9 protein-coding genes are annotated in these 9,714 nt (G+C 72.2%); all 9 read left to right on the plus strand.

From position 1 onward, the window contains the following. The coding region (locus tag VGR37_03080) for a class I SAM-dependent RNA methyltransferase (protein ID HEV2146377.1) at positions 1-1,266 on the plus strand (1,266 nt) is incomplete at its 5' end. A gap of 9 nt (positions 1,267-1,275) precedes the next feature. Continuing rightward, positions 1,276-1,773, plus strand: coding sequence for a biotin/lipoyl-containing protein (locus VGR37_03085; GenBank protein HEV2146378.1), 498 nt, complete (start codon positions 1,276-1,278; stop codon positions 1,771-1,773). Positions 1,774-1,957: 184 nt separating this feature from the next. Beyond that, positions 1,958-2,554 (plus strand): PadR family transcriptional regulator, encoded by a 597-nt coding sequence (locus VGR37_03090; GenBank protein HEV2146379.1) that lies wholly within the window; start codon positions 1,958-1,960, stop codon positions 2,552-2,554. Between the two features lie 136 nt (positions 2,555-2,690). Then, the gene (locus VGR37_03095) at positions 2,691-4,382 is read left to right on the plus strand and encodes a methylmalonyl-CoA mutase family protein (GenBank protein ID HEV2146380.1); all 1,692 of its coding nucleotides are present in this window, start codon (positions 2,691-2,693) and stop codon (positions 4,380-4,382) included. 178 nt (positions 4,383-4,560) lie between these two features. Next, the gene (locus VGR37_03100) at positions 4,561-4,893 is read left to right on the plus strand and encodes a zinc ribbon domain-containing protein (protein HEV2146381.1); all 333 of its coding nucleotides are present in this window, start codon (positions 4,561-4,563) and stop codon (positions 4,891-4,893) included. Next, complete coding sequence (argS, locus tag VGR37_03105) at positions 4,894-6,603, plus strand: arginine--tRNA ligase (GenBank protein ID HEV2146382.1); 1,710 nt, start codon at positions 4,894-4,896, stop codon at positions 6,601-6,603. Between the two features lie 22 nt (positions 6,604-6,625). Further along, positions 6,626-7,555: a PfkB family carbohydrate kinase gene (locus tag VGR37_03110; GenBank protein ID HEV2146383.1), complete on the plus strand. Its 930-nt coding sequence runs from the start codon at positions 6,626-6,628 to the stop codon at positions 7,553-7,555. Beyond that, positions 7,548-8,582: a phosphoribosylformylglycinamidine cyclo-ligase gene (gene purM, locus VGR37_03115; GenBank protein HEV2146384.1), complete on the plus strand. Its 1,035-nt coding sequence runs from the start codon at positions 7,548-7,550 to the stop codon at positions 8,580-8,582. Before VGR37_03110 ends, purM begins: the two co-directional genes overlap by 8 nt. A gap of 8 nt (positions 8,583-8,590) precedes the next feature. After that, the gene (locus VGR37_03120; GenBank protein ID HEV2146385.1) at positions 8,591-9,667 is read left to right on the plus strand and encodes a hypothetical protein; all 1,077 of its coding nucleotides are present in this window, start codon (positions 8,591-8,593) and stop codon (positions 9,665-9,667) included. Positions 9,668-9,714 lie beyond the last annotated feature (47 nt).

Genomic DNA, 9,714 nt, shown 5'->3' on the forward strand with positions numbered 1-9,714 from the left:
GCCGAGGTGCGGATCGACTCCATCGCCGCGGGGGGCGAGGGCGTCGGGCGCCTCGCCGACGGGCGCGTGGTCTTCGTGCACCGCACCGCCCCCGGCGACCTGGCGGAGGTGGCGCTGACCGAGCGCCGCGACCGCTGGGCGCGGGGGCGCCTGCTGCGCGTGCTGGAGCCGTCCGGCGACCGGCGGGAGGCGCCGTGCCCCTTCTACGCCGAGTGCGGCGGGTGCACGCTGGAGCACCTTACGTACGACGCGCAGCTCCGCGCCAAGGGCCGCATCGTCTCGGACGCGCTCACCCGCATCGGCCAGATCCCCACGGAGCCGCCGGAGGTGGTCCCCTCGCCGTCGGAGCACCGCTACCGCAACCGCGTCTCCTTCGCGCTGCGCAGGCTCGGGCGCGGCGAGGTGGTCGCGGGCTTCCACGCGCTGGGCGATCCGGACCGCATCGTGGACCTGGACGGCCGCTGCCTCCTCCCCGAGGAGCCCATCGCCCGCGTCTGGGACTCGGTCCGCGCCAGCTGGGGCCCCGAGGCGCGCCGCCTCCCCTCCGGCGACCAGCTCCGGCTGACGCTGCGCGCCAGCGCCGGGGGCGAGGTCTCCCTCCTGGTGGAGGGCGGATTCTCGCCCGGACGGCCGCAGGAGCTGCTGGACGCCGTCCCGGGGCTGGTCGCCGTCTGGCACCGGCCCGGCGCGGCGTCGCCCACGCTGATCGCCGGTGCCCCCGGCCTCCCGGAGACCTGGGGCGACGAGACGGTGGAGCTGAGCGGGGCCGCCTTCCTGCAGGTGAACCGCGGCGCCGCCGCGCTCCTGGAGGCGCACGTGATGGAGCGGATCGGGGACCCCGCCGGCCTGCGCGTGGTGGACGCCTACTGCGGGATCGGGCTGCACGCGCGCCGGCTCGCGCGCGCGGGGGCGAGCGTCGTCGGGATCGAGCTGGACCCGGAGGCCGTCGCGGAGGCGCAGCGGAGCGCCCCCGAGGGCGCCGCCTTCGTGGAGGGACCGGTGGAGGCGCTGCTCCCGGAGCACCTCCCGGCCGACCTGGTGATCCTGAACCCGCCGCGCGCCGGGGTGGCGCCGGAGGTGGCGGAAGCGCTCGCGGCGGCCCCGCCGCGCCGAATCGTCTACGTGTCCTGCGACCCCGCGACGCTCGCGCGCGACCTCCGCCGCCTGGGCGAGCCGTTCCGCGTGGAGAGCGTCCGCTCGTTCGACCTGTTCCCGCAGACGGCGCACGTCGAGAGCGTCGTGGTACTGTCCTCAACAGAAAGCTGAATCGCCGAGATGCGATACTTCGTAACCATCGCCGGCCGCGAGATCGAGGTGGACCTCACCGGCCCCACGCCCGTCGTCGACGGCACCCCGGTGCACGCCGAGATGGCCGCCCTCCCGGGCACCCCGGTCCGCAACCTCCTGGTGGACGGGCGGTCCCATCCGTTCGTCGCCCAGGCCGGCGAGCGCCGCGGCCGCTGGGAGATCAGCGTGGAAGGCACCCGCCTCACGGCCGACGCCATCGACGAGCGGACGCGCGCCATCCGCGAGATGACCGGCGGCGCCGACCTGGAGGCGGAGAAGACCATCGCCGCGCCCATGCCGGGGCTGGTGGTGCGGGTCGAGGTCGAGGTCGGGCAGCAGGTTCGGGCGGGGCAGGGGGTGGTGATCGTGGAGGCCATGAAGATGGAGAACGAGCTGAAGGCCCCCGCGGACGGAGTGGTCGCCCGCATCGAGGCACAGGCCGGGCAGACCGTGGAGAAGGGCGCCACGCTGATCGTGCTCGAATAGAAGCGGGCATCCGGACGGGGCGGAGATCGGGGCGCCGGTGGATCCACGGGATCCGCTGGCGTTTCTCTTGCCCGGACCCGATCGGCCCGATGTATCTCGCGATATATCTTGTGCTCCGATATATCGAAAGTTATATCTTGACTGCCGACCTGGATCGGCGGGGGAACCTCACCAAGGAGGGAGCATGTTCGGACCGTACGGATGCGGGCCGCGGCGGCGCGGCCCCGGGGCGTGGGGGGCGTTCGGCTTCCCCCCGGGCCCGATGGGCGGCTTCGGGTTCGGAGGCCCGGGCGGGCCCTGGGGGCCGGGGCCGGGGCGGGGCCGGGTCTTCGGCCACGGGGACCTGAAGCTGGTGATCCTCAGTCTGCTGGCGGAGAAGCCCCGGCACGGGTACGAGATCATCAAGGAGCTGGAGGACCGCGTGGGCGGCGCGTACTCGCCGAGCCCGGGGACCGTCTACCCCACGCTCTCCCTGCTGGAGGACCTCGGGTACGCGCGGGCGCGGACGGAGGAGGGGAACCGGAAGGTCTACGAGATCACTGAGGAGGGGAGGCGGCACCTGGAGGAGAACCGCTCGGCCGTGGACGACATCTTCGGCCGGGTGGACGAGCTCGCGTCGTTCTTTTTCGGCCCGGCGATGTCCGGGCTCGGGCGCGCCTTCGGCAACCTGGGCCGGGCGACCTTCCGCGCCGGGATGCGGCACCAGGGCGACGAGCAGTGGGTCCGGCGGGTGCAGGAGATTCTGGAGCGCGCCGCACGCGACGTCGAGGGCATCAACTGAGCCTTCCGCCCGCGCGCTCGCCGGTGACGGCGCCGACGGATGCCCCGCGCGTCCGTCGGCGTTATCTTTTCCGGGCCGGGGCCGGAGCCGTACTTTCGCGCTTCCGCACTCTCGAACTCACGCACTTCATTTCGACATGAGCGACACGCAGGTGGTCCCCGACATCCGCGAGAACTCCGGGACGGCGGGTCCCGTGGAGAACGGCAAGACGGTATGGACGGAGCGCGCCGTTGCCCCCGTGCTGGCGAAGCACCCCGAGCGGCGCGAGCGCTTCGAGACCACCAGCGGCGTCGAGGTGGAGCGCCTCTACACTCCGGACGACGTGGCGGGACTCGACTACGAGCGCGACCTGGGGTACCCGGGGGAGCACCCCTTCACCCGCGGGATCCAACCCACCATGTACCGCGGGCGCTTCTGGACCATGCGCCAGTACGCCGGCTTCGGCACCGCCGAGGAGACCAACACCCGCTTCAAGCTGCTCCTGCAGGCCGGGCAGACGGGGCTCTCCACCGCCTTCGACCTCCCCACGCAGATGGGGTACGACTCCGACCACTCAATGGCGCAGGGCGAGGTGGGGCGCGTGGGTGTGGCGATCGACACGCTTGCGGACATGCGGAAGCTGCTGGACGGCCTCCCGCTGGACCGCGTCTCCACCTCCATGACCATCAACGCCACGGCGAGCACGCTCCTGGCGCTGTACGTCGCGGTGGCCGACGAGCAGGGGATCCCCCGGAACAAGCTCTCGGGCACCATCCAGAACGACATCCTCAAGGAGTACATCGCCCGGGGGACGTATATCTACCCGCCCGAGCCCAGCCTGCGCCTCATCACCGACATCTTCGCGTTCTGCAACGCGGAGGTGCCGCGCTGGAACACCATCTCCATCTCCGGCTACCACATCCGCGAGGCCGGCTCCACCGCCGCGCAGGAGATCGCCTTCACCTTCGCCGACGCGGTGGAGTACGTGGAGCGGGCGCTGGGCGCGGGGCTGGAGATCGACCGCTTCGCGCCGCGCCTCTCCTTCTTCTTCGCCTCTCACAACGACCTCTTCGAGGAGATCGCCAAGTTCCGCGCCGCGCGCCGCCTCTGGGCGCGGGTGATGCGCGAGCGCTTCGGCGCCTCGGACGAGTCGTGCAAGCTGCGCTTCCACACCCAGACGGGCGGGGTGACGCTCCAGGCCCAGCAGCCGCTCAACAACGTGGTGCGGGTGACGGTGCAGGCGCTGGCGGCGGTGCTCGGCGGGACGCAGTCGCTGCACACCAACGGCTACGACGAGGCGCTGTCGCTCCCCACCGCGCAGGCGGCCACGCTGGCATTGCGGACGCAGCAGGTGCTGGCGTACGAGTCGGGTGCCGCGGACACGGTGGACCCGCTCGCGGGCTCGTACTTCGTGGAGTCGCTGACCACGGCGGTGGAGGAGAAGGCGCGGGAGTACCTGGAGCAGATCGACGAGATGGGGGGGGCCGCGAACGCCATCGCCTACATGCAGGAGGAGATCCACCGCGCCGCGTACGAGCACCAGATCGCGGTGGAGCAGGGCGACAAGACCATCGTCGGCGTGAACCGCTTCGAGACGGCGGAGGAGCCTGTCGAGCTGGGTCAGCCGGACTTCTCCGCGCTGGAGCGGTCGCAGCGCGCGCAGCTGGCCGCGGTGCGCGCCGGACGCGACGACGCCGAGGTGCGCGCGCGCCTGGAGGCGATCCGCTCCGCCGCGCGCGGCACGGAGAACCTGATGCCGCGCATCATCGACGCGGTGAAGGCGATGTGCACCCTGGGTGAGATCAGCGACGCGCTCCGGGAGGAGTGGGGCGTCTACCGGCCAGCGTAGGGCCGCACGGCCGCCCGGACATCCCCGGGCCGGCTTGCCCCGATCGTCGCTCCGAATCCGCCATGAGGCGCTCCGACAGCGGACCTGCCCGGCGTTGCCCACCGGGGAGCGCCGGGTTATTTTACGCGGGTTTGCCACCAGAATGCATCAGCACCCGAGATCGTAGCAGACGCACCGTATGCCTACGTACGAATATCGCTGTCCGTCCTGCAGCAACGAGTTCGAGAAGTTCCAGCGGATGTCCGACCAGCCGGTGGCCGAGTGCCCCGCCTGCGGCACCGCCTCTGAGCGCCGCCTCTCCGGGGGCGCGGGGCTCCTCTTCAAGGGCTCCGGCTTCTACATCACGGACTACCGGAGCGACAGCTACAAGAAGGCCGCATCCTCGGAGGGGGGCGGCTCCGGCTCGTCGTCGGAGTCCAAGCCCTCGTCGGCGTCCGATTCCAAGCCGTCCGGGGGCAGCAAGCCGTCCGGCGGGTCGTCCGCGAAGGCCAGCGGAAGCGCGGGCGAATAGATGCCCGTCGAGAAGCTCCGCGGCGAGATCGCCCGGGTCCTGGCCGCGATGGGGGTGGACGACCCGCAGGTCGGCCTGGACCGCCCGCGCAACCCCGAGCACGGCGACTGGGCGAGCAACGTCGCCCTGACGCTGGCGAAGCCGCTCGGCCGCCCCCCCCGGCAGATCGCCGAGGAGATCGTCCAGCGGATCGACCGGGCGGCGGCCGGCGTCAGCGCCACCGAGGTGGCCGGGCCCGGCTTCATCAACTTCCGCCTGTCGGAGGATTACCTGCACCGCGGCCTGGCGGAGGTCCTCGCTCGCGGCTCCGAATACGGCCGGTCGCAGACGGGGCAGGGGCAGCCGGTCAACATCGAGTTCGTCTCCGCCAACCCCACCGGACCGCTGCACATCGGACACGGGCGCCAGGCCGCGCTGGGCGACGCCGTCGCCGAGCTCATGGCGTGGGCCGGGTGGAAGGTGCACCGCGAGTACTACTACAACGACGCGGGCGAGCAGATCATGCGGCTCGCGCGCAGCGTCTGGGCGCGGTACCAGCAGCACCTGGGCGAGGAGGTGGAGTTCCCGGAGGACGGCTACCACGGGAGCTACGTCCGCGAGATCGCGGCGCGGCTCGCGGAGGAGCACGGCGACCGGTTCCGGGGCGACGCGGGCGAAGAGGCGCTTGACACCATGCGCCGGTTCGCCGTGCAGGTGCTGCGCGAGGAGCAGAACCGCGACCTGGGCGACTTCCGCGTCCACTTCGACGAGTACTTCCTGGAGTCGTCGCTCTACACCTCGGGCCAGGTGGAGCAGGCCATCGAGCGGCTGCGGGAGACCGGGCTCGTCTACGAGAAGGACGGCGCGCTCTGGCTCCGGACCACGGAGTTCGGGGACGACAAGGACCGGGTGATGGTCAAGAGCACCGGCCACCCCACCTACTTCCTCCCCGACGTGGCGTACCACGTCAGCAAGTGGGAGCGCGGGTTCCGTCGCGCCATCAACGTGCAGGGCGCCGACCACCACGGCACCGTAGCGCGCGTCCGCGCCGGGCTGCGGGCGCTGGGGCTCCCGGAAGGGTACCCGGAGTACGTGCTGCACCAGATGGTGCTGGTGATGCGCGGCGGCGTGGAGGTGAAGTTCTCCAAGCGCGCCGGGGACTACGTCACCCTCCGCGACCTCTACGACGAGGCCGGCGTGGACGTCACGCGGTACTTCTTCCTCATGCGCCGCCCCGAGTCGCAGCTCACCTTCGACCTGGACCTGGCGCTGGAGCAGTCCGACCGCAACCCGGTCTACAAGGTCCAGTACGCACACGCCCGCATGGCCTCCATCTTCCGGCGCGCCGGGGTGGAAGCGGGCGAGGTGTCGGCCGAAGACGCGGACCTGTCGCTCCTGACGCACCCCGCGGAGACCGACCTCGCCAAGCTCCTGCTCCGCTTCCCGGAGACCGTGGACGCCGCCGCCGAGTCGCATGCGCCGCACGCCGTCACCGAGTACCTGGAAGAGGTGGCCGGCGCCGTGAACTCGTGGTACCACGCGGGAAACCGCGACCCGCAGCTGCGCGTGGTGGGCGTCCCCGAGGACGTCGCGCGCGCCCGCAGGGTCCTGGCGCGCGCCATCCAGGTGGTGCTCCGCAACGGCCTCACCCTCCTGGGGATCACCGCCCCGGAGCGGATGGAGCGCGCCGAGGCGGAGAGCCCGTCCGAAGGTTCCGAAGAGATCCTCTAGCCCCGAATCCCAGCAGCCTACCATGTCCCTTCTCGTTGTCGGCAGCGTCGCCCTCGACACCGTCGAGACCCCGTTCGGCCGCGCGGACGACGCCCTCGGCGGCTCCGCCACCTTCTTCTCCGCCGCGGCGTCGCTGTTCTGCCCGGTACAGCTCGTCGGCGTGGTCGGCGACGACTACCCCACCGACGCGCTCGGCTTCCTGTCCGAACGGGGGGTGGACCTCCGCGGCCTGGAGCGGGCACCCGGGGAAAGCTTCCGCTGGTCCGGCGTCTACAGCTACGACCTGAACAGCCGCGAGACGCTGGAGACCCGGCTGGGCGTCTTCGCCGACTTCGCGCCCAAGATCCCCGCGGAGTTCCGCAACGCGGAGTGGGTGTTCCTGGGGAACATCGACCCGGAGCTGCAGCTCGGAGTCCTGGACCAGGTGCGCAGCCCCAAGTTCGTGGCCTGCGACACCATGAACCTGTGGATCGACATCAAGCGCGACCGCCTCCTCGACCTGCTCAAGCGGGTGGACCTGCTCCTGGTCAACGACGCCGAGGCGCGCCAGCTCTCCGGCGACCACAACCTGGCCCGCGCGGCGAAGTTCATCCAGTCGCAGGGGCCGCGCTACCTGATCATCAAGAAGGGCGAGCACGGGGCGATGCTCTTCACCCCCAACTCGGTCTTCTTCGCGCCCGGGTACCCGCTGGACGAGGTGTTCGACCCCACCGGGGCCGGCGACTCCTTCGCGGGCGGCTTCATGGGGCACCTGGCCGGGTGCGGCCGCCATGACGACGGCGACCTGCGCCGGGCGGTGATCTACGGCTCGGTGCTGGGCTCCTACGCCTGCGAGCGCTTCTCCGTGGAGCGCCTCAAGGACCTCACCCCCGAGGAGATCGAGGAGCGGGTGCGGCACTTCCGCGAGATGACCATGTTCGAGCTCCCGCTGGAGGCCGGCGCCGGTGTCTGATTCCGGGCTGTCGTACCGCGACGCCGGCGTCGACATCGACGCGGCGCACCGCGCCATGCGCGGCGTCGCGGAGCTGGTCCGCTCCACCGCGACCGCCGACACCCTTTCCGAGCTGGGCTCCTTCGGCGGGCTGTACCGCGTCCCCGGCGACGTCCGGAAGCCGGTGCTGGTGGCGAGCACGGACGGCGTGGGGACCAAGCTGAAGATCGCCTTCCTCGCCGGCCGGCACGGCACGGTGGGGGAGGACCTGGTCAACCACTGCGTCAACGACGTCCTGGTACAGGGCGCCCGCCCGCTCTTCTTCCTGGACTACGTGGGCGTGGGCCGGCTGGAGCCGGGTACGGTGGAGGCGGTCGTGGAGGGCGTCGCCCGCGGTTGCCGCGCCAACGGGTGCGCGCTCTTGGGCGGGGAGACGGCGGAGATGCCCGACTTCTACGCCCCGGGCGAGTACGACATCGCCGGGACCATCGTCGGCGTGGTGGAGGAGGACGGGGTGATCGACGGCTCCGGGATCCGCCCCGGCGACGCCATCGTCGCCCTGGCCTCGTCCGGGCTGCACACCAACGGCTACTCGCTCGCCCGGCGGGTGGTCTTCGAGCGCATGGGGCTCGCGGTGGACTCGGAGTTCCCCGGAGAGGGGGAGACCGTCGCCGACGTGCTCCTGCGCGTGCACCGCTCCTACCTCCGCGCGCTCCTCCCGCCGATCCGGCGCGGGGAGGTCCGCGGGCTCGCCCACGTCACCGGCGGCGGGCTGGTGGACAACGTCCCCCGCGTCCTCCCGGAGGGCGTGGACGCCCGCTTCGACACCGCCTCGTGGGAGGTGCCGAACGTCTTCCGCGTCCTGCAGCGCGAGGGCGGCGTGGAGCGGGAGGAGATGTTCCGCGCCTTCAACATGGGCGTGGGGATGGTGGCCGTGGCCCCCGCCGACCGCGCGGACGCGCTGGTGCGCGAGCTGAACGGGGCGGGGGAGAGCGCCTGGATCGCCGGGGAGATCGTCCCCGGCGAGCGGAAGACGGTCCTCGACTGACACACGAGATGATCAAGCATATCGGCTGCGCCGCGGCCGCGGTGGCCCTTTCCGCCGCGCCCGCGCTCGCCCAGGGGATCTCCGCGCCGTGCGAGTCGATCTCCGATGCTTCGGCAAGCGCCACCTGCTTCACCGTCGCGCAGGCGGTGGAGTCGGCGCAGCCGCAGCTCGGCATCGTCCTCACCGGCGGCAACCCCACCCTCGGGACCGCGAGCGCAGGCGGGATCCGCCTCGGCATCGTTCCGCGGGTGAGCGCCACGGCCAAGGCGAACCTGGTGTTCGTCCGCCTCCCGGACATCCTGGCCGGAAGCGCCGGGGGCGCCGCGCAGACGCTCAGCCGGGCGGCCGGGATCCCGGTCCCGGCGCTCTCCGGCACCGCGTCGGTGGGCGTGTACCCGGGAGTCAGCCTCGCGCCCACGGTGGGCGGGGTGGGGGCGGTGGACGTGCTGGGGAGCGCCACCTGGATCCCGCTGGGGAGCTTCGACGTCAGCGGCTTCTCGGACGACACGCCGGACTTCTCCTACGGCGTCGGCGCGCGGCTCGGCCTGCTGCGCGAGTCGTTCATCACGCCCGGCCTATCCGTCTCGCTGATGTACCACCGCCTGGGGACGGTCTCGTACGGCGACGTCTGCGCCGAGCCCCTGCTGGGGGGCATCACGGAGCAGAGGGACGGGTACACGGCGCAGGCCGGCGCCTGCATGGGCGGCGGCGACCCGGGGGAGTTCTCGGTGGACCTCGTCGGCTGGAGCTCCCGGGGCGCGGTCAGCAAGCGGCTGTTCGGGCTGGGGCTGACCGCGGGAGTGGGGTACGACCGGTTCTCCAGCGACGCCTCGTTCGGCTTCCGCACCCGCTGCCCGGCGGGCGCCACGGGCAACTGCTTCGCGCGCTTCTCCGGGCTGGAGGTGGACAACGACCGCTGGTCCGGCTTCGTGAACGGCTCCTTCTCGCTCCTGGTGGCGACCCTTGCCGCCGAGGTGGGGTGGCTGCAGGGCGATACCCCGATCCGGGGGTTCCCCACCGCCAGCGACTTCGACCCGAAGCAGGGGACCTTCTTCGGGAGCATCGGCTTCCGCCTGGCGCTGTAGGGCGGGTGTCGGGAGCGGCGGCGCGTCCGGAGGACGCGGGGCACATG

The organism is Longimicrobiaceae bacterium (genome assembly GCA_035936415.1).
GTDB lineage: Bacteria > Gemmatimonadota > Gemmatimonadetes > Longimicrobiales > Longimicrobiaceae > JAFAYN01.

Bases quoted from the DNA above. Each gene is read 5' to 3' on its own strand.
- VGR37_03085 (HEV2146378.1), top strand. From the start codon at position 1,276: ATGCGATACTTCGTAACCATCGCCGGCCGCGAGATCGAGGTGGACCTC.
- VGR37_03090 (HEV2146379.1), top strand. From the start codon at position 1,958: ATGTTCGGACCGTACGGATGCGGGCCGCGGCGGCGCGGCCCCGGGGCG.
- VGR37_03095 (HEV2146380.1), top strand. From the start codon at position 2,691: ATGAGCGACACGCAGGTGGTCCCCGACATCCGCGAGAACTCCGGGACG.
- VGR37_03100 (HEV2146381.1), top strand. From the start codon at position 4,561: ATGCCTACGTACGAATATCGCTGTCCGTCCTGCAGCAACGAGTTCGAG.
- argS (HEV2146382.1), top strand. From the start codon at position 4,894: ATGCCCGTCGAGAAGCTCCGCGGCGAGATCGCCCGGGTCCTGGCCGCG.
- VGR37_03110 (HEV2146383.1), top strand. From the start codon at position 6,626: ATGTCCCTTCTCGTTGTCGGCAGCGTCGCCCTCGACACCGTCGAGACC.
- VGR37_03120 (HEV2146385.1), top strand. From the start codon at position 8,591: ATGATCAAGCATATCGGCTGCGCCGCGGCCGCGGTGGCCCTTTCCGCC.